Source organism: Polynucleobacter sp. MWH-UH25E, from assembly GCF_018687095.1.
Taxonomy (GTDB): Bacteria; Pseudomonadota; Gammaproteobacteria; order Burkholderiales; family Burkholderiaceae; genus Polynucleobacter.
This window is the reverse complement of the sequence record NZ_CP061286.1, coordinates 928,328-954,414: the sequence shown is the minus strand read 5'-3', so window position 1 is coordinate 954,414 and position 26,087 is coordinate 928,328. Positions and strand designations below refer to the sequence as shown.

The 26,087-nt window shown below is 43.5% G+C and carries 32 protein-coding genes; 8 read left to right on the top strand and 24 right to left on the bottom strand.

Translation table 11 applies throughout. The features are described from left to right. Window positions 1–102 precede the first annotated feature (102 nt). Genes ICV39_RS05065 through ICV39_RS05055 form a run of 3 tightly spaced genes read right to left on the bottom strand, consistent with a single transcriptional unit; the run spans window position 103 to window position 1,270 of the window. Window positions 103–543 carry a tautomerase family protein gene (locus ICV39_RS05065; protein WP_215390769.1) on the bottom strand — a complete coding sequence of 147 codons (441 nt, stop codon included), beginning with the start codon at window positions 541–543 and terminating at the stop codon, window positions 103–105. A gap of 25 nt (window positions 544–568) precedes the next feature. After that, window positions 569–1,069 carry an arsenate reductase ArsC gene (locus tag ICV39_RS05060; protein ID WP_215390768.1) on the bottom strand — a complete coding sequence of 167 codons (501 nt, stop codon included), beginning with the start codon at window positions 1,067–1,069 and terminating at the stop codon, window positions 569–571. A gap of 24 nt (window positions 1,070–1,093) precedes the next feature. Beyond that, window positions 1,094–1,270, bottom strand: coding sequence for a hypothetical protein (locus tag ICV39_RS05055; protein WP_215390767.1), 177 nt, complete (start codon window positions 1,268–1,270; stop codon window positions 1,094–1,096). Between the two features lie 130 nt (window positions 1,271–1,400). Here ICV39_RS05055 and ICV39_RS05050 point away from each other — a divergent pair, with 130 nt between their 5' ends. Both ICV39_RS05050 and ICV39_RS05045 read left to right on the top strand, forming a co-directional pair. Next, window positions 1,401–1,877: an MgtC/SapB family protein gene (locus tag ICV39_RS05050; RefSeq protein ID WP_215390766.1), complete on the top strand. Its 477-nt coding sequence runs from the start codon at window positions 1,401–1,403 to the stop codon at window positions 1,875–1,877. 83 nt (window positions 1,878–1,960) lie between these two features. After that, window positions 1,961–2,161: a hypothetical protein gene (locus ICV39_RS05045; protein ID WP_215390765.1), complete on the top strand. Its 201-nt coding sequence runs from the start codon at window positions 1,961–1,963 to the stop codon at window positions 2,159–2,161. On the opposite strand, the gene phoR is transcribed toward ICV39_RS05045, so the two are convergent. The 7 genes from phoR to pstS form a co-directional block, all read right to left on the bottom strand. Then, entirely contained in the window at window positions 2,162–3,463 is a 1,302-nt protein-coding gene (phoR, locus tag ICV39_RS05040; protein WP_215390764.1) for a phosphate regulon sensor histidine kinase PhoR, read from the bottom strand. Window positions 3,464–3,537: 74 nt separating this feature from the next. Next, entirely contained in the window at window positions 3,538–4,251 is a 714-nt protein-coding gene (phoB, locus tag ICV39_RS05035; RefSeq protein WP_215390763.1) for a phosphate regulon transcriptional regulator PhoB, read from the bottom strand. Window positions 4,252–4,264: 13 nt separating this feature from the next. Then, entirely contained in the window at window positions 4,265–4,972 is a 708-nt protein-coding gene (phoU, locus tag ICV39_RS05030; RefSeq protein WP_215390762.1) for a phosphate signaling complex protein PhoU, read from the bottom strand. A gap of 14 nt (window positions 4,973–4,986) precedes the next feature. Continuing rightward, window positions 4,987–5,823 (bottom strand): phosphate ABC transporter ATP-binding protein PstB, encoded by an 837-nt coding sequence (pstB, locus tag ICV39_RS05025; RefSeq protein ID WP_251372736.1) that lies wholly within the window; start codon window positions 5,821–5,823, stop codon window positions 4,987–4,989. Between the two features lie 8 nt (window positions 5,824–5,831). Then, the gene (gene pstA / locus ICV39_RS05020; RefSeq protein ID WP_215390761.1) at window positions 5,832–6,698 is read right to left on the bottom strand and encodes a phosphate ABC transporter permease PstA; all 867 of its coding nucleotides are present in this window, start codon (window positions 6,696–6,698) and stop codon (window positions 5,832–5,834) included. After that, a complete protein-coding gene (pstC, locus tag ICV39_RS05015; protein WP_215390760.1) occupies window positions 6,695–7,684 on the bottom strand; it encodes a phosphate ABC transporter permease subunit PstC in 990 nt (329 codons plus the stop codon). The genes pstA and pstC overlap by 4 nt, the downstream gene beginning before the upstream one ends. A gap of 82 nt (window positions 7,685–7,766) precedes the next feature. Continuing rightward, the gene (gene pstS / locus ICV39_RS05010; RefSeq protein ID WP_215390759.1) at window positions 7,767–8,789 is read right to left on the bottom strand and encodes a phosphate ABC transporter substrate-binding protein PstS; all 1,023 of its coding nucleotides are present in this window, start codon (window positions 8,787–8,789) and stop codon (window positions 7,767–7,769) included. Window positions 8,790–8,993: 204 nt separating this feature from the next. Here pstS and ICV39_RS05005 point away from each other — a divergent pair, with 204 nt between their 5' ends. Continuing rightward, window positions 8,994–9,257 carry a hypothetical protein gene (locus tag ICV39_RS05005; RefSeq protein ID WP_215390758.1) on the top strand — a complete coding sequence of 88 codons (264 nt, stop codon included), beginning with the start codon at window positions 8,994–8,996 and terminating at the stop codon, window positions 9,255–9,257. Beyond that, on the top strand, window positions 9,254–10,027 hold the full coding sequence (gene ppk2, locus ICV39_RS05000) for a polyphosphate kinase 2 (protein ID WP_215390757.1): 774 nt from the start codon (window positions 9,254–9,256) through the stop codon (window positions 10,025–10,027). Before ICV39_RS05005 ends, ppk2 begins: the two co-directional genes overlap by 4 nt. A gap of 16 nt (window positions 10,028–10,043) precedes the next feature. On the opposite strand, the gene ICV39_RS04995 is transcribed toward ppk2, so the two are convergent. After that, window positions 10,044–10,718, bottom strand: a complete 675-nt coding sequence (locus ICV39_RS04995; protein WP_215390756.1) for a CDP-diacylglycerol diphosphatase — start codon at window positions 10,716–10,718, stop codon at window positions 10,044–10,046. A 144-nt stretch (window positions 10,719–10,862) separates the two neighbouring features. Here ICV39_RS04995 and ICV39_RS04990 point away from each other — a divergent pair, with 144 nt between their 5' ends. The 3 genes from ICV39_RS04990 to ICV39_RS04980 all read left to right on the top strand — a co-directional run bounded on the left by ICV39_RS04990 (window position 10,863) and on the right by ICV39_RS04980 (window position 12,708). Next, complete coding sequence (locus ICV39_RS04990) at window positions 10,863–11,087, top strand: hypothetical protein (protein WP_215390755.1); 225 nt, start codon at window positions 10,863–10,865, stop codon at window positions 11,085–11,087. Between the two features lie 35 nt (window positions 11,088–11,122). Beyond that, entirely contained in the window at window positions 11,123–11,962 is an 840-nt protein-coding gene (locus ICV39_RS04985) for a hypothetical protein (protein WP_215390754.1), read from the top strand. A 206-nt stretch (window positions 11,963–12,168) separates the two neighbouring features. Next, window positions 12,169–12,708 carry a GNAT family N-acetyltransferase gene (locus tag ICV39_RS04980; protein WP_215390753.1) on the top strand — a complete coding sequence of 180 codons (540 nt, stop codon included), beginning with the start codon at window positions 12,169–12,171 and terminating at the stop codon, window positions 12,706–12,708. Between the two features lie 13 nt (window positions 12,709–12,721). Here the strand turns inward: ICV39_RS04980 and ICV39_RS04975 are convergent, their stop codons facing one another. From ICV39_RS04975 to ICV39_RS04945, 7 genes are all read right to left on the bottom strand, one after another. Beyond that, window positions 12,722–12,907 (bottom strand): hypothetical protein, encoded by a 186-nt coding sequence (locus tag ICV39_RS04975; RefSeq protein ID WP_215390752.1) that lies wholly within the window; start codon window positions 12,905–12,907, stop codon window positions 12,722–12,724. Between the two features lie 94 nt (window positions 12,908–13,001). Next, window positions 13,002–13,685 carry a haloacid dehalogenase type II gene (locus ICV39_RS04970; RefSeq protein WP_215390751.1) on the bottom strand — a complete coding sequence of 228 codons (684 nt, stop codon included), beginning with the start codon at window positions 13,683–13,685 and terminating at the stop codon, window positions 13,002–13,004. A gap of 48 nt (window positions 13,686–13,733) precedes the next feature. Continuing rightward, the gene (locus ICV39_RS04965) at window positions 13,734–14,798 is read right to left on the bottom strand and encodes an alkene reductase (protein WP_215390885.1); all 1,065 of its coding nucleotides are present in this window, start codon (window positions 14,796–14,798) and stop codon (window positions 13,734–13,736) included. Between the two features lie 137 nt (window positions 14,799–14,935). Further along, window positions 14,936–15,619, bottom strand: coding sequence for a DUF2461 domain-containing protein (locus ICV39_RS04960; RefSeq protein ID WP_215390750.1), 684 nt, complete (start codon window positions 15,617–15,619; stop codon window positions 14,936–14,938). Window positions 15,620–15,918: 299 nt separating this feature from the next. Beyond that, window positions 15,919–17,178: a DASH family cryptochrome gene (locus tag ICV39_RS04955; protein ID WP_215390749.1), complete on the bottom strand. Its 1,260-nt coding sequence runs from the start codon at window positions 17,176–17,178 to the stop codon at window positions 15,919–15,921. Beyond that, entirely contained in the window at window positions 17,175–18,584 is a 1,410-nt protein-coding gene (locus tag ICV39_RS04950; protein ID WP_251372735.1) for a 3'-5' exonuclease family protein, read from the bottom strand. Before ICV39_RS04950 ends, ICV39_RS04955 begins: the two co-directional genes overlap by 4 nt. Before the next feature lie 24 nt (window positions 18,585–18,608). Continuing rightward, the gene (locus tag ICV39_RS04945; protein ID WP_215390747.1) at window positions 18,609–19,214 is read right to left on the bottom strand and encodes an Rrf2 family transcriptional regulator; all 606 of its coding nucleotides are present in this window, start codon (window positions 19,212–19,214) and stop codon (window positions 18,609–18,611) included. 35 nt (window positions 19,215–19,249) lie between these two features. Here ICV39_RS04945 and ICV39_RS04940 point away from each other — a divergent pair, with 35 nt between their 5' ends. Continuing rightward, window positions 19,250–19,816 carry a DUF4149 domain-containing protein gene (locus ICV39_RS04940; RefSeq protein ID WP_215390746.1) on the top strand — a complete coding sequence of 189 codons (567 nt, stop codon included), beginning with the start codon at window positions 19,250–19,252 and terminating at the stop codon, window positions 19,814–19,816. On the opposite strand, the gene ICV39_RS04935 is transcribed toward ICV39_RS04940, so the two are convergent. The 6 genes from ICV39_RS04935 to rpoD all read right to left on the bottom strand — a co-directional run bounded on the left by ICV39_RS04935 (window position 19,796) and on the right by rpoD (window position 25,885). Further along, window positions 19,796–20,224 carry a DUF2244 domain-containing protein gene (locus ICV39_RS04935; protein ID WP_215390745.1) on the bottom strand — a complete coding sequence of 143 codons (429 nt, stop codon included), beginning with the start codon at window positions 20,222–20,224 and terminating at the stop codon, window positions 19,796–19,798. The genes ICV39_RS04940 and ICV39_RS04935 overlap by 21 nt on opposite strands. 149 nt (window positions 20,225–20,373) lie before the next feature. Then, entirely contained in the window at window positions 20,374–21,423 is a 1,050-nt protein-coding gene (gene arsB, locus ICV39_RS04930; RefSeq protein WP_215390744.1) for an ACR3 family arsenite efflux transporter, read from the bottom strand. Further along, on the bottom strand, window positions 21,420–21,899 hold the full coding sequence (locus ICV39_RS04925) for an arsenate reductase ArsC (protein WP_215390743.1): 480 nt from the start codon (window positions 21,897–21,899) through the stop codon (window positions 21,420–21,422). Before ICV39_RS04925 ends, arsB begins: the two co-directional genes overlap by 4 nt. 9 nt (window positions 21,900–21,908) lie before the next feature. Next, window positions 21,909–22,385: an ArsI/CadI family heavy metal resistance metalloenzyme gene (locus ICV39_RS04920; protein ID WP_215390742.1), complete on the bottom strand. Its 477-nt coding sequence runs from the start codon at window positions 22,383–22,385 to the stop codon at window positions 21,909–21,911. Then, window positions 22,385–22,711 (bottom strand): helix-turn-helix transcriptional regulator, encoded by a 327-nt coding sequence (locus ICV39_RS04915; protein WP_215390741.1) that lies wholly within the window; start codon window positions 22,709–22,711, stop codon window positions 22,385–22,387. The genes ICV39_RS04920 and ICV39_RS04915 overlap by 1 nt, the downstream gene beginning before the upstream one ends. A gap of 609 nt (window positions 22,712–23,320) precedes the next feature. Next, on the bottom strand, window positions 23,321–25,885 hold the full coding sequence (gene rpoD / locus ICV39_RS04910; RefSeq protein ID WP_215390740.1) for an RNA polymerase sigma factor RpoD: 2,565 nt from the start codon (window positions 25,883–25,885) through the stop codon (window positions 23,321–23,323). Between the last annotated feature and the right edge of the window lie 202 nt (window positions 25,886–26,087).

Here is a 26,087-nt window from a genome sequence, read left to right as displayed (position 1 = left end):
TTAGCAAAAGATTCTACGGATCTTAAGACGGCAAATTTTGGCTTACTCGCAGTCGACATCGGATTGCTTCTTTGAATATCAATCCCGTCATCTTAATGCTATTTAGGAATCCAAATAGGTAAGCCTTTTTTGGATATTGGCTGGCAAAGTAGAGAACCAAACCTTATCCGCCCCCACCGAAGGCAGGATCTGCCCGTATTCGATCATTTGACTAGGTTTTACCTCATCAATGTAAGCCCATATTTGATGGCTTGAGAGTCCGGCAGTACGCTGTAAAGAGATCTCCAACTCGACAAGTAATTGCTTAATCACTTGCTCACTGCGACCACTTCGAATTTGTCCACCGAGAAACAAATGCGGCTCGTCTAATAACACTCCACCTATAAAACAATCATGAATATCTAACTGCTTAAAAATCACTTGGGCAAAATAGGCCTCGGCCCCTGTTACCTCTGCATGAATCTTGGTGATCGCTTGAGCTATCGTATATTTTTGATGTGTGCTCAAAGAGATACCAGCAAAATATACGCTATAGGTTGCCATTTCTATTCCTTAGCTAAGTTCAGCATTACTTACTAGCCCTGCGATGAATATCTTGCAACTTTTCTTTTATCTGCAAGTGATCCAGTTGCTCAACTGAAAGGTCCATCAGCAGCTCAATACGATTTCTTAAGCCAATTTCTATCTGCCTAAATGCATTACGCATTTCCTCATCGCTACCATTCACAGCAGCCGGGTCAGGAAACCCCCAATGTGCAGTGGCAGGATGCCCTGGCCAGTAAGGGCATTCTTCACCAGCTGCTGAATCACACACCGTAATAATGAAATCCATTTTTGGCGCACCACTTGCGCCAAACTCATCCCAACTTTTACTGCGTAAAATCTCGAGGGGATATCCGATATCTCTAGCAATCTGCATCGCAAGAGGATGCACGAAACCATTAGGCTTTGAACCAGCGGAATAGCCGACAAACCTTCCATGACTGAGTGTAGTCGCTAACACTTCACCCAGAATAGACCTAGCGGAATTACCAGTGCAGAGAAAAAGAATGTTGTAGTGATCACTCATGATTTTTTTGAAAGGATTACCCAATCAAATTATTTCATCAAGTGCAAGAGAATATCGAGAGTCCACTAAAAAAAGATCTTTAGCCGGATCTCTTCCTTTTTCATCATCGGCTTGCTGAGTCATACCTAAACAGGTAACCGAGGGATCACTTAAATTTCCCCGAATAACCGCTGAAAGATATTTCACTAGATCTACATTCATTAAGTAGCCCCTTATAAAAATGTAATTTCGATCCTAAGGAAACTTTATTGCAGATTTATTAATTGCCATCAATTTAAGGGTAGTTTGGGCTACACTGAATGAACCACATCAATATCGAAAGGACGTCCCCATGACCGAATGGGAAACTTACGAGACTATCGCTATTCGCCTTGGTTTTGCCCTCATTGTGGGCGCCATTTTGGGGCTAAATCGCTGGCTTCACCATAAATCAGCCGGCATACGGACTCACGCCCTAGTTTCAATAGGCTCAGCCACTGCAGTCCTACTAATTAGCAACTTTGTTCGCGACGATGCCCAATCCGTCAGCCGCGTCCTGCAAGGCTTGATCACCGGCCTTGGCTTTTTGGGGGCCGGTGTCATTATTCGTGAGCAACGTTCTGAAAAGATACTCGGCCTTACCACCGCAGCCAGCCTCTGGTCTTGCGCACTCATTGGAGCCGCTTTCGGAGCTGGTCAATTCATTCTTGGCTGTCTTAGCCTTGGGGCGATTCTTATCACCCTCGTTTTGGGCGGCCCCTTAGAAAAATTGGTTTCTCGATTTATCGGAATCAAAAGAAGCTCGGAAGTATCAGGGGAGCCAGACTAAAAATTGGCTTTTCCCACAAAAATCCGCTTTGTCATATTAGTTTGATAGGATTGCCTCGTAATTTATTCATGAGCTAAATGACTATGAGCAAATATTTATACGAAGACGCAGTGAAGCAATTGCAAGAATCTGGAAGTATTGGGCTTGTGGACCTGAAAAGCCTTCCCCACGAGGATCTTGTTGAGCTATTCGAGGAGATCAAGGTCTGGTGCCTTTATGCCAATGGCAAAGCTGACAAACTGCCCAAAGAATCCAAAAAGAAGAAAAGGAAAAAGAAAGAATAGCTATTGGTTAGCCATTCTTTCCTTCGGAAACCGAAGGGTAAATGTACTGCCCCTACCAGGCACGCTTTCGATAATTAACTGTCCTTGATGTCGATTGGCGATGTGTTTGACGATTGCCAATCCTAAACCCGTTCCACCCGTATCTCTGGACCGACTCCTATCAACACGATAGAAACGCTCTGTGAGCCTTGGTAAGTGCTCAGATGCAATACCAGGCCCTGAGTCCGTAACAGAGAACTCACCTTGACCTTGCTCATTCACGCCCCAGGAAACTCGAATTGATCCCACTTCAGGGGTATACCGAATCGCATTAGATACCAAATTGCTGAATGCAGAGTGAATTTCTCTCTCTTCGCCGAGTAAATTCATCGGCGTATGGGTTTCAAAATTAATTGCATGCTTTCCTTGTGAGAGGGCTTCAGCATCATTCTTCAACAACGCCATGAGTGTCTCTACTTTAATTACCGAAGTAGAAGCTGGCAGAGTATTAGCCTCTAGATTTGCAAGGGTCAAGAGGTCTTCAACCAAGCTTTTCATCCGCTGTGCTTGCGCCATCATCAACTCAAAATACTGATCTTGCTGGTCCTTTGGCAATTCAATTGTTTGGACAGTCTCTAAGAATCCCATTAGGACCGTAATTGGTGTACGCATCTCGTGAGAAACATTGGCCACAAAGTCTCTGCGCATCGCATCCGCTTTTTGCAAATCTGTAACGTCTTGAACCAATAATAAGTGACGCTTTTGACCAAATGGGAAGGCTTGCAACATCAAACTTAAATTACCATCAGGGCCCATTCGCTCTAATAACAATGGCTCTTCAAATGCGCGCTTATGTAGATACTGAACAAACTCGGGTCGGCGTATTAAGAAATTAATACGCTGCATCACATCACGCTTAAATACGAGCCCGAAAAAGTGTTCTGCAATTGAATTGCACCATTCAATCTGGTCGTTTTCATCGAGCATGACGATGCCATTTGGTGAGGCTTGAAACGCCTCAATAAAATGCTCGTGTTGCTGCTCGATATTCCGAATCCGCTGCTTTAGATTACGAATTAAGCGCTGTAACCTAAAAAATACTTCCTCCCAAAAACCACTAGGCAATGGCATATTTTCGAGAGAGTCTTCTAGTATGTATCTGCGGAGTCTAGCTAAATTGATATAGGCATATATCAGTGGTATTGAAATAACAAAGATGCAAGCAGCAATTGCGAACTCTACACCCCATAAAGTGAGAGTGATGTAGGCAGCAACTAGCACAACGCAGATGATGACAAAGAATCGGGTTAATACAGATAACATGCTGCAATATTAGAGCATCTCCAGGATCACCCAGAGATTCATATCAAACTACTGGCAGGTAGACTAGTTCCAGGCTAGATTTCTGTTGGGATCTTAGTGATGCGGTAACCACTACCACGAACAGTCTCAATGAATTTATCGCAAGCAAAAGGAGCTAAAGCCGCCCTTAAACGCTTAATATGAACATCGACTGTTCGTTCTTCGATGTAGACCTCATTACCCCAGACCTTATCCAATAAGCTAGCTCGTGAATGAACGCGTTCTGGGTTAGCCATAAAGTACTGCAATAGACGAAACTCGGTTGGTCCAAGCGCGATTGGCTTTGACTCTGCGTCTGGCCAAACAGCGAGAACCCGATGAGAACTGGGATCCAACTTCAAGGGGCCAACTTTTAACGGCCCAGTATCTTCAATAGGAGTCTGTCTCCGCAAGATGGCTCTCACCCTTGCAACCAGTTCTTTTGGAGAGAATGGTTTAGTGACGTAGTCATCAGCACCAGAATCTAAGCCCAAGACCTTATCAGACTCTTCACTTTTAGCGGTCAGCATCAAAATGGGCAAAGCTTTGGTGCGATCATTTGCCCTGAGCTCTTTAGCAAATTGCACTCCTGATTTTCCAGGAAGCATCCAATCCAAGATCAGCAAGTTAGGCAACTGATATTTCATCATGTTGAGGGCTATATCTGCTTGTAAGGCCTTCTCAACCTCATAACCCGCATGAGATAAGTTAATCGCAATCAATTCTGCAATTGATGGCTCATCCTCTACTATGAGTATGCGGTGAGTCATTATCTTTATCCGCTTATTGTCTGCTAGCTTCGCGCACTAAATCTTCATGAGGTATATGACGAACGTCAGAACCCTTGGCAATATAGATTACAAACTCAGCAATATTTTTAGCATGATCACCGATACGCTCAATTGCTTTAGCAATAGTCAGCATATCCAAGCCGGTGCTAATCATATGTGGATCTTCAGACATATAAGTGATGAGCTTACGCACAAAGCCACGGAACTCTTCATCAATTTGACGATCTTCTTGTACCACTTCGGCAGCAGCAATGGTGTCTAAGCGAGCAAAGGCATCTAAACTGCGACGCAATAAAGAAATTGCCATTTGGCCAGACAATCGAATTTCAGCAACGTTAATGTTGTGCGGCAAACCAGACTCGATTAATCGCTTCGTTCTCTTCGCAACTCTCTCAGCCTCATCGCCAGCACGCTCTAAATTCGTAATCGCCTTAGATACCGCCATAACCAAGCGTAAATCACGTGCAGTTGGCTGTCTACGTGCGATTAATTCTGTGCATGCGAGATCAATCTGAATCTCTAAGTCATTTACGAGCTTTTCGTTCTCGATTACCACGTTGCAGGTGTCAAGATCCATTTGCGTAAACGCACGCATCGCAGTGGATATTTGAGACTCAACCAATCCGCCCATTTCCAGCAAGCGACTGGATAAGGAATTTAAATCAGCATCAAATTGCGATGAAAGGTGTTTATCTGGCATAAGTGTCTCCCCCATTAACCAAAGCGGCCGGTGATGTAGTCTTCAGTTTCTTTGCGCTTTGGCTTAATAAATATCTCGTCAGTTTTACCGTATTCAATCAAGCTACCCAAATACATGTAGGCTGTGTAATCTGAAACACGGGCAGCCTGCTGCATATTATGGGTCACGATTGCAATGGTGTAATCCGCTTTAAGCTCATGAATCAATTCTTCCACTTTACCTGTAGAAATTGGATCCAGAGCTGAGGTTGGCTCATCCAACAAAATAACGGATGGTTTTACTGCTACGCCACGGGCAATACAGAGACGTTGCTGCTGACCGCCAGACAAAGAAAGACCGCTCTGGTTTAGCTTGTCTTTAACCTCATTCCACAAGGCCGCTTTATTCAAAGCCCATTCAACCCGCTCATCCATCTCAGAACGAGATAGCTTTTCATACAAGCGAACGCCAAATGCGATGTTTTCGTAGATGGACATCGGAAATGGAGTTGGCTTTTGGAAAACCATACCAATACGAGAGCGCAGCAAGTTTAAATCTTGGCCTGGCTCAAGAATATTTTGTCCATAAAAATTAATCTCGCCCTCAGCACGTTGGCCAGGATAAAGATCATACATACGGTTCATTGTTCTGAGGAGTGTAGATTTACCGCAGCCAGAAGGACCAATAAATGCCGTAACTTTCCCTTGCTCGATATCAAGATTTATTTTCTTGAGACCCTGAAAAGCGCCATAATAAAAATTCAAATTACGAACCTCAATCGCATTGACTGCTGAATTTTGCGGCTCTTGATTTGATGTATTCACTCTACCCCCTTGACTATCAATCTGATTTAAGTCAAACATTGTTTTCATATTACTCATCATCCCTGTGCCTTATCCCTAAATACCACGCGTGCAAGAATGTTTAATCCCAGCACCGCGAACGTAATTAACAAAGCACCTCCCCATGCAAGACCAACCCAATTGTCATAAGGACTCATAGCAAACTGGAAAATGACCACTGGCAAATTCGCCATTGGTGCATTCATGTTGGTTGAAAAAAATTGGTTATTCAAAGCGGTAAACAGTAATGGCGCTGTTTCACCGCTAACACGTGCTAAAGCAAGCAAAATACCTGTCATCACACCACTCTTTGCGGCACGTAAGGTGATGTAGAAAGCCACTTTCCATTTTGGTGTGCCAAGTGCGTATGCAGCCTCTCTCAAGCTACCTGGCACTAATCGCAACATATTCTCGGTCGTTCTCACAACCACAGGTACTGCGATCAGTGCTAGCGCAATCGTTCCGGCCCAGCCTGAAAAGTGTCTTACTTGGGCAACAACAAATGCATACACAAATAAACCGATCACGATCGATGGCGCCGATAACATGATGTCAGTAACAAATCGTGTAACAGCAGCAACTTTGCTGCGATCACCATACTCAGAAAGATATAAGCCCGCCAAAACACCAACCGGAGTACTAATAAGTGTGCAGCAAGCAACCAATAACAAGCTTCCCACAATGGCATTTGCCAAACCACCACCATCAGAGCCTGGGGCTGGTGTACTTTGGGTAAATAACGCTAGATCTATAGATGAAAAGCCTTTGATCATCAGAACGCTCAGAATCCAGAACAAAAAGATCATTCCAAGACCCATAGCGCTCATCGATAAAGTGAGGCCAATCTTATTGGCACGCTTACGACGCGCGAATACTTCAGGATTAATATTGCTGGCTTGGTTCATGATTTCAGACCCTGCTTTTTCTCCATATTACTCAACATCCACTTAGCGCAGGCAAGAACAATGAAGGTAATAATAAATAGCGCTAGGCCGAGGGCAAACAATGAAGATAAATGATTACCAGCCTCTGCTTCACCAAATTCATTTGCAAGGGTTGAAGCGATCGAAGTGCCTGGTGAGAATAGTGATGCTGAAAGACGATGGGCGTTGCCAATAACAAAGGTAACTGCCATCGTTTCACCTAAAGCTCTGCCAAGGCCCAGCATCACTCCACCAATCACACCCGCTTTGGTATAAGGAAGCACAACATTTTTTACAACTTCCCAAGTAGTGCACCCAATCCCATAAGCAGACTCTTTTAATACTGGAGGCACGATTTCAAATACATCGCGCATCACCGATGAGATAAAAGGCAGAATCATCATTGCCAAAATCAATCCGGCACATAAGACGCCAATTCCGTTGAAAGCGCCAGAAAATAAGATTCCCAATCCTGGAATCTTGCCAAGTGTCATTGCCAGCGCAGGCTCGATGTACTCAGCGAACAAGGGGGCAAAAATGAACAAGCCGAACATGCCGTAAATAATAGATGGAACAGCTGCTAATAACTCAACAGCTGTACCAAGGGGTCTGCGCAGAGGACCTGGACAAAGTTCTGTTAAGAAAACGGCGATACCAAAACTGAGTGGTACCGCAATTAACAAGGCGATGATAGAAGTAACTAAGGTGCCGTAGATCGCAATCAAGCCACCAAACTCACCATTCACAATATCCCACTCTTGGGTGAAGAAAAATCCTATCCCAAAGGTATGCAATGCAGGCCATGCGTTGATTACCAAGGAGATGATGATTCCTAGTAATGTAATTAAAACGCTACATGCAAAGAATTGGGTAATTCCGTGAAATAAGAAATCCTGCACGCGCTGAATCTTAGCGATTCTGAGTGCCTGGCGGGATGGCGCAGAATAGGACTGTGCGTTTTCGGTCATGATGATCAGAGCTCAAACAATCAAACAGCCCCACATTGGTGGAGCTGTTTTTTTAACTACTATTGAAATAAGATTTTCAAGATTACTTGGTAGCGATCTTGGTGAAAACATTCTTGCGAATGAAATCGGTTGTTTTATCTGGCATTGGTACGTAGTCAAGCTCTTCAGCCATTTTTTTGCCATCTTTGAAAGCAAAGTCAAAGAACTTAATCACTTCAGCAACATTTGCCTTGTTTTCAGGGTTCTTGTAAATCAAGATAAATGATGCGCCAGTAATAGGCCAGGATTTTGCACCTGGAGCATTCGTGATGAATGTACCCATGCCAGGAATCGCTGACCAATCAGTACTTGCAGCAGCAGCAGCAAAAGTAGCGTCATCTGGAGCAACATAGTTGCCATCTTTGTTTTTCAAAGAGATAAAAGTCATCTTGTTTTTCTTAGCGTATGCGTACTCAACATAACCAATAGAGTTCTTAACACGAGTTACGTTTGCCGCAACGCCTTCGTTACCTTTACCACCTACAGTGGAAGCAGCAGGCCACTTTACTGAAGCACCAGATCCTACAGAATCTTTAAACAAGGTACTGGTCTTAGCTAAGTAGTCAGAGAAAATTGCTGTTGTGCCAGAACCGTCAGCACGAACTACCACGGTAATTGGGCCGCTAGGAATTTTTACGCCTGGGTTCATGATCGCGATACGCTTATCGCCCCAATCGGAAATAACACCTTGGAAAATGTCGGCCAATGTTGGGCCATCTAATTTGATTTCGCCGGGCTTTACACCATCCACGTTAATGACAGGAACCACGCCGCCAATAATTGCTGGAAATTGAACTAGGCCATCAGCCTCTAAATCAGAAAACTTCACTGGATTATCAGTCGCGCCAAAATCCACTGTCTTTGCTTTGATTTGCTTGATGCCGCCAGAAGATCCAATAGATTGATAGTTAAGGTTTGAACCTGTTTTTGCTTTAAAGGCCTCCGCCCATTTTGCATAGATTGGGTATGGGAAGGTAGCGCCAGCGCCAGTCATATCCACCGCAAATGCTGCGGGCGCAAGAGCTATAGCACCAATAACGAGAGCTTTTTTAAAGAGGGATTTCATGATTTCCTTGTCGTAGCAAAATGCGCAAATGCGCGATAACAGGACGATAAAACTGAAATATGACGGATTTATGACAGAACTTAACTCACTGAATTTAATAGATTTTTTCTATACTTTTTGAGGACTGTCATATAACCTTGAAAACTCTCACAAATACCCATACGATGAAAGACCATCTAACAATAATGTAGGCAGGAATGAATCATGAGCCAAACCAAAACGATTAAAAAATTAGCCAAAAAACTAAACAAGCTAGAAACCACTAAAGTCAAAGTAGAGAAAAAGTTAGCTAAGGCGACTAGCGCCAAAGAAGCAAAAGATGCAAAAAAGGTTGCGAAGAAGGCAGCTAGTGCAGAGAAAGCCGCAGCTAAAAAAGCTGCTAGCAAGAAGACTCCCTCCAAAAGCAAGTCCAAAAGTGCCACGGAAGCCGTTGCCAATCCAGAATCCCCTGATGGCAAGGCTGCATGAGCAAGCTTACTAAAGACAAAATCACCGAGTCTGATTACGAATCCAAGCTTCGGCTATTACAAATAGAGCTTGTTAAGCTACAAAACAGTCTTATTAGTAATCAGGATCAAATTCTGGTGATCCTAGAAGGCCGAGATACCGCAGGCAAAGATGGCAGCATCAAAGCGATTACCGAACATCTCAGCCCTCGCGAAACAAGGGTGGTAGCCCTCAGCAAGCCAACTGAAGCAGAATCTAACGAATGGTACTTCCAGCGCTATGTTGCTGAGCTTCCCAAAAAAGGGGAGTTTGTGCTGTTCAATCGCAGCTGGTACAACCGCGCTGGCGTTGAACGCGTCATGGGATTTTGCACCTCAGAGGAATACCGCACGTTTATTGAAACAGTTAATGATTTCGAGGCGATGCTAAAAAAGTCAGGCATCATCCTGATGAAATACTACCTAGATATTTCTAAAAAAGAGCAAGCTGCCAGACTAGAGGCAAGAGCCAAAGATCCGCTCAAACAGTGGAAGATCAGCCCAGTGGATGAACAGGCTCAGAAAAAATGGTCCGCTTACAGCAAATGTCGGAATGACATGTTCCTCACCACGAGTACTAGTATGACTCCATGGACAATCGTTCGGGCAAATGACAAAAAATTAGCGCATCTGAATTTAATCCGGAATTTACTCTCTAGAGTAAGCTACCCTAAGAAAAATAAAGATCTTCTAAAAGCCGATAAATCCATTGTTTTTGAATGGAATGGAAAGATATCAGATCTCGAAAAATAAGTTTGTTAAGTTGGCGCTAATTACATTGCCATTTTGTAAAAATCGCCTCTGGGCTATCCTTTGACACGATCACAATAAATCGATTATCAGAGTATTTGGAGACTAATACTCCGTAATCACTTAATCCACTGATTTTTGCGACCCCCTCAGCAACTTTCCATACATGATTAATATCGCCAATAATAGCAAAACCATATTCTGTAAATTTTTGACGGGCACCCTGATTCAAGCGAAGAATATGCACGTGCAATTGATTTTGCGTTCTCTGAGATTTTGGATTGACCACCAAAGCAAGAGAGCCTTCTTCAATCCGCTCAACACCAACACTCCATGCGAATGGCCAAATTTTCTCCGGCCTTAATGGATCTTCAACGCCAGTTATTGTTTCTCTAGGCATTGCAAGTCCATGAATAAAACTGGAAGGACACCCACACATTTTGATGTCTCGGATAGCAACAAAATGGGGATTAAGTTGCCATACTTCATTGGTCTTTTTGCAAGCCAATCCCTGGCCGCAACTGCTATCTATTCGCGGCAAAGTGCAGCGAGCACAATAATTCACAGTCGCTGGATCCACGCATTGAGATGCAATATGTAGCAGGATGTCACTTCTTGCGATAGTGTCAGCAACCGATAGATTGCCAAAAATGGCAATCAGCAGGAAGAAACTAAATTTGCTCAGAAATTTCAAGGAATTAGACCTTTATGAGGAATTGAATAGTCTTATGAATTAATGACATTTTGATGAATCCCTACTGTAAATAAGAGTGTCATATTTGAATTCCATAATTTAGCTTATTTAAAAACGCTTTGGTGTTGAGCCATCGAATGGACTATGAGCAATACGGAATTTGAAGATGACTATTCTCATCATGGTTTAAATGCCAATAATGTTCCATTATTTAAGAGTTTTGATTCATACATAAACTATCCCTCTACGGCACTTTGGGTTAGCGAAATTCTATTGGCTACTTTTATTACAGGAGGATCTCTTCCTGTGGCTACCTATATTGGCTCAACTAAGTTATTCAAAAATACTCCCTACAGCCTGATTCTTTAGTGTCTTTATTTAGTCTCTTTATTTAGTCTCTTTAGTTGCTTAAATTCTTACTCTCATCAGCCCTCTTGATCTCGTGTTCTGCATTTGCATTTGAACCCTTGAATACTGATGATGCTGGCACCGTCAAAGCAGGCGGCAACCAAATAGAGCAATACTTTTTTACGATTCAGCGTCATGGCAGCACTAACTCGGCTCCCATAGAACTAGTTACACCCGGCGAGGAGTTTATAGGCTCAGGAAATGCTCGAGCATTTCCATTTACTTACACAAGAGGACTGACAGAAGCAGTAGAAGCTTCATTTTCTTCGACTTACTTCAATGAGCCTACGGGCAACTACTCGAGGTTTTCTAACTTCGTAGTTGCTGCTAAATGGCGATTTTTTGAGACAGAGAACAATCAATTTGCCCTTGCAATCAAACCTTCCTTTACCCTACCCGCAACCACTCAACAACAGGTTTATGGGCTTGGATTAGCAGCCGTGAACTATGGAGCTAATTTAATTGCTTCAGCGTATTTTGATACGCTAGAGGTTCATATGAACGCCTCATATATGAGGTCTCCATACAATACCAACTACGCAATTGGGCAGAGCATGGACCCCAATCGAATCAATATCTTCTTGATCTCTATCGCTCCAGTGTGGTCACTATCATCCGATTTTAAACTCGCCCTAGATATTGGCGCCACCACAAACCCACCTCAACCAGAACAGTACTTTAGTAACTATCTAATGGGAGCACTAATTTATTCACCAGTCCAAGATGTTGATATTGGCTTATCAGCAATGAGGAGTGCCTTTAGCTATGGCAATGCACTCACAGGTAATGGCCCTAATGCCACAAGAACAGAGATTGGCGTGACTTGGCGTTTTTAGAGATGTCCCATGAGGAGATCGATATGACCACACACAATACCCCAGGTTGCAAGCTAGTTGAACTGAAAATTACAGCATTCAAGCCTTGCGAAGGCCTTGATGATTAGCCAAGCTAATGTCATGCAACATTCATGATGTGAGATTAATGTAGTTGTGGTGTGTAAAAGATTAACTGGACATCCAAAATCATTACCTAGAGAGAAAGCATGCTAACAACAGAATTTTTGCCGCGCAATCGTTTTAATGAATATGGTCATTGGCTAAAAGCTCAAGACCCAGAAACAATTCGTGAGTATTTTGGATGGCCTTTAAATAATGATGGTATTGATTCGCTAATCGAAAAATGGCACCAACAACCAACACAAAATTATTTTTTAGTAGCGAAATGCAACAACTTTTGGGCCGGGACTATTCATATTGCAACTCATGAAAATTCTGTTGAATTTGGCATCATCGTAGCATTGCACTATCGCAAACAGGGGATCGCAAGCTACATGATGGAAGAGGCAATTACATGGGCTAGAAACCGCTTCTATAGCAACCTTTACATGCACTGCATCCGCAGTAACCAGGCCATAAAGAAACTTTGTGAAAAACATGATTTAAAAATCAAAAGCATGATGGGTGATTCTGAGGGGAATTTAGCACTTCCTCCACCAACTCCACTTACTTATCTTCAAGAACATGCAAGAACATCTCAGCAAAATTGGGATAGACTGCTTCGAATGAGTCAATTTACTTTTTAAAGCAGGTCATCAATTATTCGCCATCAAATTCATCTCGCGAATTTTCAGAGGGCTCGTTTAAATCTTTTAGGCTATCTTTTCTATCTCTCTTCAAATGCTGATGGATAAGCCTGTCCTTAAATTGACCCTTAATATCCAACTCCCTGCCAAATAGCGCATCAAGTCTTTTGCCCTCGTTGTGCGGTATTTTTTCTGTCATGTCTCCACTCCTTTTGAAATCATTCCCAGGGAAATGGATTTAACCGCTAAATTATGAAAGCTTGATGTCACGTTTGTGACAATCAAATAGAAGCTTAAATAACCCCTAAAACTTCCGTTAGGGACTTTCCTTCATAGTCGGGCTTCTCACCAATTTCCTCAAAAGGATGATTGAGGCGATTAACCCAAAATACATCAAAGCCGAACCACTTGGCTGCCAAGGCATCCCAAGCATTACTAGAAACAAATAGAATCTCTTCCTTTTTTACTGGGAATGCTTTAAGCAACAGCTCATAGGCTTGGGGTGCTGTTTTAAATAGACGCACATCTTCGATAGTCACAACCTTATCCAAATAAGGCTTCAGACCATTGCTTTCCACCACAGTTGCAAGCATCTCTCGACTGCCATTAGAGAGGATGGCGGTCGATATCCCCTTATCCTTGATTGCCTTCAAGACACTTTGACTATCTTCGAAACCTGTCAGCTTAGCGTACTGATCCATAAGACGTTTCTCATGCTCGGGAGAAAGAGGAAGGTCTAAGCGCTTGCATACATAACGCAAAGATCGAATAGTCAGCTCCCAAAAAGGTAGATAGTACTTACTACCGTTTGGGTTGGGGTCACTCATCGTTACTAAACGGGTGTACTCAATTTGTCGATCACGCCACATTAGAGATAATGCCTGTCCGTGACCTGGAAACAATTCCTCCGCTAACTGCCCCATGGAATAAACATCAAACAGTGTTCCATAAGCATCAAAAGCAATTAGTTTGTACATATTTATCTCCGAGGTCTTTCGAATCAAGGCTTACAAGCAACAGGCTGCTTAATAATCTGTGTAACCTTTTTCACCTGGGGTATAAAAAGTACTCATATCAGGATCAGTCAATGCAGCACCAGTCTTGAGCTTCTCAACCAAATCCGGATTAGAGATAAACGGTCTACCAAATGCAATTAGATCGGCCTCCTTAGCCTCCAATGCCGTTTCAGCTGTTTGTGCAGTAAAGCCTCCAACAGCAATATAGGTTCCCGCAAATGCTTGACGGATTTTTTTCTTCAGCTCCGTTGATACAGCAGGTGCACCCATTGCCGAATGATCAACTAGGTGCAGGTATACCAAGCCTAATTTGGATAGATCTCGACTAAGCGCTAAAAACTGCGGCTCTAGCTCTGGAAAATCGCCAGTGCTATTAAAGACGCCCTGCGGTGAAATACGAATACCCACCTTAGTAGCGCCAATCGCCTTGACACAAGCATCAGCCACCTCAAGAACAAAGCGATTACGGCCAGCAATATTTGCGCCATAACCATCAGTGCGCTTATTCACATTAGGGTTTAAGAATTGCTCCATAAGATAGCCATTAGCAGCATGCAATTCAATACCGTCAAATCCTGCTTGAATAGCCAATTTGGCAGCATTTGCATACTCCTGAACTACATTCTTAATCTCAATCTCACTCAAAACATGTGGGGCTGTGTGTGGCTGCATGCTGCCGGTCTTGTCTACCCACATCTCGCCCGGACAAATTTCAGGTGATGGGCCCACTACTTGAGCCCCAGTCGGCAAATTATCTTGGTGTGAAACACGTCCGGTATGCATCAACTGAACAAAAATCTTTCCACCTTTGGCATGGACTGCATCAGTAACCAATTTCCAGCCAGCAACTTGCGCCTCATTGAATAATCCTGGGATACGAGCATAGCCCAAACCATTTGGTGACGGTGAAACACCCTCAGTCACGATCAAGCCAGCACTAGCGCGCTGACTATAGTACTTAGCCATGAGCTCATTAGGCGTATTGTTTTCTACTGCCCTGCTTCTCGTCATGGGCGCCATAACAATTCGGTTTTTCAGCTCAACACCGCCCAATTTATAACGATCAAATAACAACATAGCTACCCCTTAATTAAATACACTTATTACGGTGATTATGAATCATGGATAGAAATGCTGCATGAGTCGCAAACACAATCTTTCTCAATGGAAGCCGGCCGGGGCTAACTGATTGAGACCCGGGATGCCTGATCCTAATTAGTAAACTTTTCGAGAGCATGCCATCCAAAACTCAGGAGTGGCAGCATATCCTTCGCAAAAACAGTTACTTCATTAATTAAATTTTTAGAGCAAATTACTGATCTGGGTAATTGCTTTCTAATAATCCAACCTTTGAGCTTGATAGCTTTCTCAACTTCAGCAGGAACATCCTCAAAACCCCTAGGAAGACGTGCCAATGTGTGCGAGTAATCCAAGGCATAGCCCTTTCGCTTTAAATTTCTCTCAAGAGAAAGCCAGGCTTTTGGATTATCCAAAATTCCTTGTCTGAGCTTCTTAAGGATATGGGATTCAGGTTGCATATAACCTGCAGCGCATCTACTGCCCAATGGATCCAAGCGGAAGTACAAAACGCCTGGGGAGTACTTGTCACCAGTTCTTGTAAATAAGCCACTTGCATGCATGTTGTAAGGGTGCTTAGCCTTTGAAAAACGTGCATCACGATTTATTCTAAAAAGAGATCGTTTTGGATCACCCCATAGAGGAATGTCCTTCTTGGACAACGCCTCAGAGAGCGCAACCGTAAAAAGCTTCATTGGTTCGCGCACAAATTCTTCATACTCAGAGCGATGCTCAGCGAACCAAACTCGATTTTGATTGTTAGTTAGCTCTTCAAAAAATTTGAAAGCCTTAGGACTGAACTCAACAAACTCTGACATTTAATGATGGCTTATTTCTTTAGCTTATTAGAATCAAGAAAGAACATCATACCGCCCTCCAAAAACAACATTGATTATTCATGGGGCCTTGACCTTAACTAAAGAGATAAATCACGATAATTTCATTCGCAACCCATATTAATCTCTAAAGAAAAAAGCTGCGCTATTTCAGATAAGAATGCGGTTTTCTGCTGAGCCTAATAGAACTTGAAACCAGGACTAGAGGATTATGAGGTCAGGAACCCGAGATAGAACTCCATAAGTGAGAAATCTACAGTTAGCCATCGGTCCTTAGCGTGCTAATCCAGCCACATGCGTTGATAAACCCCATCAGGATCATGATCTTTGGCTTGCTTCTTCACATTAAAAGGCCTTCCGCCTCTGGGGTCGGTTCCTTTGCCGGCAATATATAACCAGTTACCTTGGTTGCTATACACATCATAGTCAATTAATTGAGATTCAAACCAAGCTGCTCCCGCTCGCCAGTCACCTTGCATATCGTAAATCCAATAACTCGCAACAATTTGACGCATACGATTAGATAGAAAGCCTGATTGCCTTAATTCACGCATACCGGCATCTACAAAGGGCTCTCCAGTATTACCAGTAACCCATCGCTCAAATTTCTCTTGATTCAAAGGATGGCTTTTCTGATTTCCTAAACCGCTAGAAACATATAACTTTCTGCCGTACTTGAAGTGCAAAAAGCGAAAGTAGTCGCGCCATAGCAGCTCAAACCATAACCAGTAAGTTCCTTCATTCGAACCATGCGTCGCCTCATAATCAGCAATCACTCTTGCAATAGTCCTCGCAGAAATACAACCCTGCGAAAGCCATGGAGAAAACTTACTCGAATAATCTATCCCAATCAGCTGATTACGGGTTTGCTTATATGAATCAACCAAGCGACGTTCAAAATACTGTCTCAAGTGTGCCTGCGCATGGGTCTCTCCGCCAATAAATGCAACAGAAGCGTTAGGGCTCAGATGATTGATGGGCGAGTGAGCAAGTGATTCTTGCTTAGGCAGCGGGGGTAATGACTTCACAGTGGCAGCTGGCTTGGTGAACTGGTGTGGTTGCTTTTCAACTTGCTGCCTAAACTGGGTAAACACATCAGGCATCTTTTCTGGTGCAAACGGTAGAGACCGAGCATCCAGCATGCTGGATTGCCATAGGTCGATAACTTCTATGCCCAGCCCTCTTAGTACTTGTAATTGTCTTAACTCCTCTGGCGCCACTATCGACTCACAGTAAACTCGCTCAATCCCAAGCTCCGCCTTTAGCCTTAAAAATATCTTTGTTAAATCTCCAGATATTTCAAATAAGTCTGAGCCATATTGCTGTAATTGAGCCCTAAGATCCTGTAAGGATTCTTGTAAAAAAGATTTGCGATAGATGCCTACTCTTGCGAATTCATAAGAGCTGGCATCTTGTTGCTCATCATGAGTGTAGATTGGTAACAAGCAATCTACACCCGCACAAGCAAGGGCAAATGCGGGATTATCAGTAAGGCGCAGATCATTTCTGAACCAATAGATGGCAGACTTAGAGCTAGTCACTCGCTTATTGCGCTTTCGATATTGATTGGAATGATTTGCTTTTTATAGGGCCCAGAAAGCGCCTTTTTAACTATCTTATAAATATCTAGATCAAATTCCGCTTCGCCGGACTCAGCTAACTCATAAAGCTCGTCATGATTAATGGCAGTTCCAAGGTAGCACCACTTATCCATCACAATCATTTCATCGCCATCTTTGATTGCAATCGGGCCAGCATATGGCCAAACTTGAACCTTAAAGAACTCAAGAGCTGTCGTGAGTTGTAAGTTATGCGTGGTAAGTGGTGTTAACCCAATACATGCACCAGCACATTGTTTTACTTGATACCCAAAACAAGATTTTCCTTCGATGCGCTTCTCTAATCCCAGTAAAGCCTCACATAGCTGATATTTTTTAGCGACCGCTTTCAGATATTGATGCGCCTCTCGCTTGCTATAGAACAAACCGTATAAATTGTCTTGCAAGCCTGGTGTTAATTGTTGGTGCGAGACCAACTTGGGGACAAGCAAGCCACCTTCATCCTGAATCAGACTCCAGCCGCAAAGGTCTTTTGATCTGCGCAGCTTAACATTCATGCTCGGCATGCGCTCTTTAATTAATCTTGATTCCAGAAGCAAAGCGCTTAACTCTCCACTGGTCTCGATCCAATCAATATCCCGAATCTGCATGGATAGCTTCATTTCTTTGCGCTGCGTCAGTGCTCCCTGAAAATGACTCATCACCCTATTGCGAAGCGAGATGCTCTTGCCAATATAGAGCGGGACTTTGTTTTCGCCATAAAAGATATAGCAACCAGGCGCGTCCGGAATGGAATCAATCAATTCTTTATCTATATTGGGAGGCAAGCTGGGATTGCCAAGTAACTGGCTGATTGCTTTATTGAGTCTTTCTCTTCCGAACTTGGCTTCACATACCTGCCAAAACTGGAACAACAGATCGGCGTCACCAAGCGCTCGGTGCCTAGCGCTCACCTCAAGCTGATGCGTCTGAATAATCGTATCTAAATTGTGTCTAGATTGTTCCGGAAACAAAAGTCTCGAGAGTTTTACAGTACATAGGACCTTGGGCTTAAATTCGATCCCAAGCCTTTTGAAGGACGCTTTAATAAAGCCATAATCAAAGCGGGCATTGTGAGCAATAAAGATTTTGCCATCGAGCTCTTGCATCAACTCCCTAGCAATCTCCTCAAAATTAGGTTGATGCCGAACCATCGCAGGGGTTATTCCCGTTAATCGTTGAATATTTTGCGGAATAAATGTCTGCGGATTGATTAGTCTTTCCCAAACATAGGTCCGATCATTGCTTAAGGTCTTAATGCCAATTTCTGTAATGCGATCTCTATCGAAATGAGACCCAGTCGTTTCGATATCAACAAAAGCTAAATCGGGGTAATCACCTTCCGCCATATCCACAGTATTGATTTTTGAGGATCAGTTTACAGATGATTTTTTATTCAGGTAGTCGGCGAAACTAAAGATAGAATTGGGCCCCTGTGGGATGTCTTCCGCCTTTTTGAAGGGAGCTTTAACCACCCTTTGAATCTCCCCTTTAGCACCCTTGGAACAAGCAGAAGCTCCAGACTGTTTGTTTTCAATATCGATTTGGAGCGGCATAAAGATCTTTCTCTCCGGAGCCTTTTTTAACTCGCTAAAGCTAGGAATATGTTCTTTTAATGAAGATGTCAGGTTTGAGCTTGTCATGTAGTTTTTCATGTACGTCTCCAGAGTCTGATAGAGGTCCCTCGCCATATCTGAAACCTCTACTTGACGTTTTTTAATCCGATTCATCGCCAAGACAATGTCTTTGATCGTAATCATACGGGGGTCTTTTAAAAGCTGATAACCACCAGTACGGCCCTTGATGCCTGAAACTAAACCAGACTCTCGAAGAGGTCTTAATAAAAACTCGATATGACTAATGGACATCTGTAGCCTTTGCGCAATCTCGGGAACGGTTACCAATTTTCCATTTCGAGAATTGCTGGCAATGTCAGCCAGAGCATTTAGGGCTACTTTGACAGCTTTAGTGACTTCCATGGTGCTATGAGCAAGAATGAGTAATTAGAGCTAGTATGAGACCGATTGAAATGTTGTGCTGCGGCGCACTAATTAACCCTGATCACTCTATGGTTGAAGACATAAGTAATAAGCACCTCAGGCCAATACGCTTTATGAGCATTCTTGCTTTTGCGCTGGCAGGAAGCACGATCGCCCTGGCAACGTGTTGCCTTGTTACCTATCTTTCAATAGAAGACTCTCAAGTTGCAGGCATGATTTCTCATTTAGTAATGCAGCATCTCACCTATTGGTATCTCGGATGCTCTTTTGTCATTTTGAGCTTATCCAATATCCTCATCAGACGCGGGTCATACCAGTTAAAGTCGATTCGCATTCCCGCACTAGTCTTCATTATTGTCGCGGCTTTCTCGAGTTTTTTATTAATTCCTCGCATGGATTACCTCAGAGAAAGCGCACTCCAAGATGGAATGCCAGTGAACGTCTCGCCTTTTGCAAACTACTTTCTGATATTGAACGGCCTATTGTTCCTTCTACTGTTGATTCAGTTAATTTCCAGCATATTAGTTAGCTGGAGGCTTAGCGAGCTTAGTGGGAGTCGCTCAACGCAAATAAGGACGTAGCTCTTTGAGTAGTGCGACTTGTTGCTCATGCCGTATGAATTGACCAAGCTCAACGCGGAGGTTTGATTGACTGATATGAAAGGTCTTCGCATCCTCTGCTGGCCACTCAATCTTTGCCCATGCGGCATTGAACTGAAAAAGCGTCTCTTTACTGCCAATAAACTTCTTCACTAAAAGTGTATTGCTATTAATTTCAATCGTTTCAGAATCAAGTGCGTGTCTGCAGTAGATTAAAAATCCTGTTGTAACTGCGCTTAATTCAATGGCTGTAAAAATGATGATGACCCAGACGCCCGCAATCAAAAATCCGGTTGCTACAACCAAGGAGAGACAGACCAAGGCGATATAAAACCTCAGCAATTGCTTGGGGCTTAAAGCGCAATTTCTTCGCATTTGCCAGGTTTTCATACGATTAGCGTGTCATCTTTAACTCACACATTAATTTATACAAATATTGGATTTGCTGCAGGGTAAAAGTAAAAGCCACTCCGAGGAGTGGCTTTTGTTTCTGGTGGGCCCACCAGGACTTGAACCTGCTTCTAGGAGCTCAGATTGCTCTAAAACGAATTATTGAAAAATGTGTTTTTAAGCCACAGAGCAACCGACACCAATCCCACCATGATTGGCACTTCCACTAGCGGCCCGATTACAGCGGCAAATGCGGCGCCAGAGTTAATGCCAAACACCGCAATGGCTACCGCAATGGCTAACTCAAAGTTATTACTGGAAGCGGTAAAAGACAGAGTACAACAACGCTTGTAATCTACTCCTAGCTTAATAGTAATGAAAAAGGTTAATGCGAACATCACTACAAAAAAGATGAGGAGCGGAATAGCAATAGTTACTACATCCATCGGCAATTGAAGAATTAAATTGCCCTTCAAGCTAAACATCACCACGATCGTAAAGAGCAAGGCAATCAAGGTAATCTTGCCAATGCGTGGCACAAAGCTGTCTTGATACCAGTCTTTGCTCACACACTTGAGCATGACAAAGCGGGTTAAGAACCCTGCTACACAAGGTACGCCAAGATAGATAGCAACAGTCTTCGCAATCTCGCTAATCGTAATGTTGACTACCGATCCCGCAAAGCCAAAATATGGCGGCAATACTGTTAAGAAGAAATAGGCATACACGCTAAAGAACAGCACTTGAAATACGGCATTAAATGCCACTAAGCCAGCAGCGTATTCTGTTGAACCTTTAGCTATATCGTTCCACACAATCACCATGGCAATACACGGTGCTATACCAATCAATATCAATCCCGCCATGTATTCAGGCTGGTTAGGCACAAAGGTAATTGCTAATAAGAACATGAGTATTGGTGCAACAATCCAATTAAGCAGGAAGGCCAATCCAAATACCCGTTTATCCCTGAATACATCAGGAAGCTCTTCATACTTCACCTTAGCAAATGGTGGGTACATCATCAAAATCAAACCAATTGCAATTGGAATATTGGTAGTGCCTGACTGAAATTGGTTAATGAAGCCTTCAACACTTGGAACAAAGTAACCCAAGCCAATCCCTAATGCCATAGCAGCAAATATCCAAACAGTAAGATATCTGTCTAAGAATGAAAGTTTGTTGGTAATTGTGCTCATGCTTTTGTATGGATCTCTTTAAGACTCATTGAATCTAATTTTTCTAAAGGCATATGAGCGAGTATCTCAATGCGCTTTTTTAGACCAATCATCACATCCTTAAATGCTTTTCTCTTTTCTTCATCTGAGCCTTGTGCTTGTGATGGATCAGGAAACCCCCAATGTGCTGTAGCAGGATTACCAGGCCAAAATGGACACACCTCACCAGCCGCGTTATCACACACGGTAATGATGAAATCCATCTTAGGCGCATCAGGCAATCCATACTCATCCCAGCTTTTGCTTCTCAGCCTACCTTCGTCGTAGCCCATCTCAATTGCCAACTCTTTGGCAAAGGGATTAACAGCAGTACCGGGAGTTGACCCTGCTGAGTAGCCAACAAATAAACCACTTGGATGTGTTGATGCCAGTGCTTCACCAATAACTGAACGTGCAGAATTATGGGTGCACAAAAATAAAATGTTGTATTGCTTCATTAATGCTCCTTAACAGCAAGATTTTTTTGTTGGGCTTGATGGTGTGCAGCAACTACTTTGCGTTTTGCTACTTGATGCAGGCTCTGGAACGCAGCATCCAGCAGCTTGCTCATCATTAAACACAGGTATTGAGTCAAGCGTATGAAATGTTTCCCATGGGATAGCAGCTGGATCATTTACCCAATACTTGTCTGATTTGGCATAGCAGCAAGCAGCTCCAATCTGCTCAACAACATCTGACTCAATGCTGTCCAATCGCATTTTCATCTCGCTCAATTCAGGCTCACTTTCCACCTGAATACCTAAATGGTTTAAGCCAATTGGCGCTCCACGACTTGAAATTGCAAAGTTAACCTTTGGATCTTCTAGCTGCCATTTTGCATAGTCACCCTTCAATACTGTTGGATCACTTCCAAACATTTTTGAATAAAACGGTATGCTTTTTTGAATGTCTTCAACTGATACGTGAACGTGCAATCTTTTCATTAGCAATACTCCTTCTTTTTAGTTTTTGCTGGCATACATGCTTTACCGCCACAACAGTTCTCTAGCAAAAAATCACTCAACTCTTCAACGAGTTCTGCATTAGGCCTATAAATTAGATTCCTGCTTTGTCGCTCAACCAGCAATAAATCAGCATTCAATAACTCCTTCAGATGAAAACTTAGCGTGGCATTTGGAATGCCCAGTTTCTCAATAAGCTGGCTAGGCTTTAGTCCAACATCTCCTTTTTGAACGATCAAACGGAAGATATTTAGACGTGTTTCCTGACCCAATGCTAGGAAGGCTGAAATGGCATCTGTATTTTTCATATTTCCAATTATATAGAAATATATGTTACAGGTGTATGACAAAGAAAAAGCCACTCCGAAGAGTGGCTTTTTTGTTGGTGGGCCCAGTAGGACTTGAACCTACGACCAAAGGATTATGCTTACCACTACAGCTTTCGCTGCCTGTTTCCAGTTTGTAGTCTGGACTGTCTCTTGTCTTTACGACCTACCCGTACAGTCTCTACACCTTCTAACTATTACTAGTTAGCTTGGCTCGGGATTACCACGCTGCGAACAGCACAGGCTTCCCCGAATTTGAGTAGTTCTACATGCAAGCAGAGTTAACTTACTCACATGCAACCCATATGCAATCAACCATAGCTTTCGCGTTAGGTCTTTTGCCATTAAGTCCTCTGCTCTAACCAACTGAGCTATAGGCCCGTAAAACTTATTCTAGTTGCGTGATTTCCCTATCAAGTTGCTAGCTAAAAATCACACCACCGTAGAAGCGCCGTAGAAGCATTTTTTCACCACCTACGACGCTTTTAACCTGTTGATATATATGCGTTTTCCTTAAAAAGTTAGCTTGAGCAGGTCCTTTATGAGTCCTCTGCTCTAACCAACTGAGCTATAGGCCCGTAAGTCTTTGGTTCAATCTTCCTCGAGGAAGGTCTTCAGCTTGTCGCTGCGGCTTGGATGACGCATCTTGCGCAGCGCCTTCGCTTCAATCTGACGAATACGCTCACGAGTCACATCAAACTGCTTGCCCACTTCTTCAAGAGTATGGTCTGTACTCATCTCCACACCAAAACGCATACGCAATACTTTTGCTTCACGCGGTGTCAGTGAGTCCAACACATCCTTGACAACATCGCGCATGGAGTCATGCAATGCTGCTTCAGAAGGTGCCAAGGTGTTACCGTCTTCAATGAAGTCGCCCAAATGAGAATCTTCGTCGTCACCAATTGGTGTTTCCATAGAGATTGGCTCTTTGGCAATCTTCATAATCTTGCGGATCTTGTCTTCCGGAATCTCCATCTTCAGCGCCAAAGTTGCCGCATCTGGCTCATGACCAGTTTCTTGCAAAATCTGACGGCTAATACGGTTCATCTTATTGATGGTCTCGATCATATGAACAGGGATACGGATCGTACGTGCCTGGTCAGCAATCGAACGAGTAATAGCCTGACGAATCCACCAAGTAGCATAAGTAGAGAACTTATACCCACGACGGTATTCAAACTTATCTACCGCCTTCATCAAACCGATATTGCCTTCCTGAATCAAATCGAGGAACTGCAAGCCACGGTTGGTGTATTTCTTAGCAATCGAGATCACCAAACGTAAGTTGGCTACGGTCATTTCACGCTTCGCTTCGCGGGCACGCTTCTCGCCAGCGATCATTTGCTTATTAACTTCCTTCAACTCGGGCAACGGAATAACCACATTCTTCTGAATGTCGATTAACTTCTGTTGCAATTCTTGAATTGCTGGAACGTTACGCTGCAAGAGTGCGCTGTATGGCTTGCCTTCTTTGAGCAGCTTATCTGTCCAGCCTAAGTTCATGGACATTTTTGGAAAGTCTTTTAATACTTCACCACGATTCACGCCCACTTTATCAACTAGCAAGCTAACGATACCGCGCTCTAGCTTCCAAACTTGATCTACCTGAGCACGCATGGTGTCACATAACTTCTCAACACTCTTCGCCGTTAAACGGAAACCAAGTAACTCTGCACGAATCGCTTCCTGTGCTTTGACGTATGCAGGGCAGTTATAGCCATCTTTATCAAAGGCACGGCGCATTTTGTCAGCCTGCGTACGAACAATCGCGAATTTCTCTAGGGAGATTTGCTTTAATTCTTCTAACTGCTTAGCGTTCGCAGTTGCAGCACCACCGCCGCCACCGCCGCCTTCATCGTCACCATCTTCTTCACCATCTTCAGCGTCGGGATCCACTTCAGATTCTTCAGGCCCTAATTTGATGTCTTCAGCATTTGGATCGACTAAGCCATCCACAAATTGGTCAATCTCTAATTCACCAGCGGCGATCTTGTCTACGTTACTCAGAATTTCTGCAATCGTTACAGGGCATGCAGACAAGGCCATAACCATGTCTTTAAGACCCGCTTCAATCTTTTTCGCAATAACGATCTCGCCTTCGCGAGTCAACAAATCTACCGTACCCATCTCACGCATATACATACGTACTGGATCGGTTGTACGTCCGAACTCAGAGTCCACAGTAGAGAGTGCTGCTTCAGCCTCTTCTTCAGCCTCTTCTTCAGAAGCCGCTGCTGCGGTGTTGTCAGACAGGATTAATGTTTCTGCGTCTGGCGCCTGTTCGTAAACAGTAATACCAATGTCATTTAACAAACTGATCAAGGTTTCCAATGCATCTGCATCAGACAACTCATCAGACATCACGTCGTTCATCTCGCCATGAGTCAAATAACCTTTGGACATACCCATCTTGATCAAAGTCTTCAAGCGAGCACGGCGTAACTCTTGTTGCTCTTCAGTACCTAACTGTTGCGCAGCAAATTCTTTTAGAAGCGCCTTTTCTTTTGCTTTACGCTCACGCGCTTTTTGGCGATCAGTTAATACTGGCTCCGCGCCATCGGTGGCAACTTCTTTAGCTTTACGGCCACGCTTCTTCTCTTCTTGAGGGGCAGCAACTTCAGCTTCAACGGCTTTCGCTTTTTTGCCCTTGAGCTCTTTTGTATCTTCGGCCTTTTCAGTAGCCTTGCCTTTTTTCGCTGGCTCAACTTTTACTTCAGCCTTAGCAGGCTTCGCTGGCTTCTCAACTTTTACAGGTGCCTTTACTGGAGCTTTTGCTTTTGGTGCTGGCTTCTCAACTTTTGCAGGTGCCTTTGCAGGAGCCTTTGCTTTTGGTGCTGGCTTCGCAGGTGCTTTAGCTTTGGCAACCGGCTTTGCAGGTGCTTTTGCCTTTGGCGCCGGCTTGGCAGGTGCCTTAGCAGGTGCTTTAGCTTTAGCAACTGGCTTTGCAGGTGCTTTTGCCTTTGGCGCCGGCTTGGCAGGTGCCTTTGCTTTTGGAGCCGGCTTAGTTGCTGCCTTAGCAGGTGCTTTAGCTTTAGCAACTGGCTTCACAGGTGCTTTGGCTTTCACTGCAGCTTTTGCCTTTGGTGCTGGCTTGGCAGGTGCTTTAGCTTTTGGAGCTGGTTTAGCGGGTTTTTTTGTCTTGGTATTAGGCATTTATTAGCACTTACTCACATAACTGTTGTTGATCGCGACTGTTGAAGAGCAGCCTCGTAACTTATTTACTCACTTACACCCAGAATTTCCTAAAAACTAAGCGCAAGTGGCTGAATTAATTCGTTTTTTTCTTGGGAACAGAGGATTATAGTCGATTGCGACTTTTTTCACCCCTGCTTACCTAAAAATATGGGGTAATTTC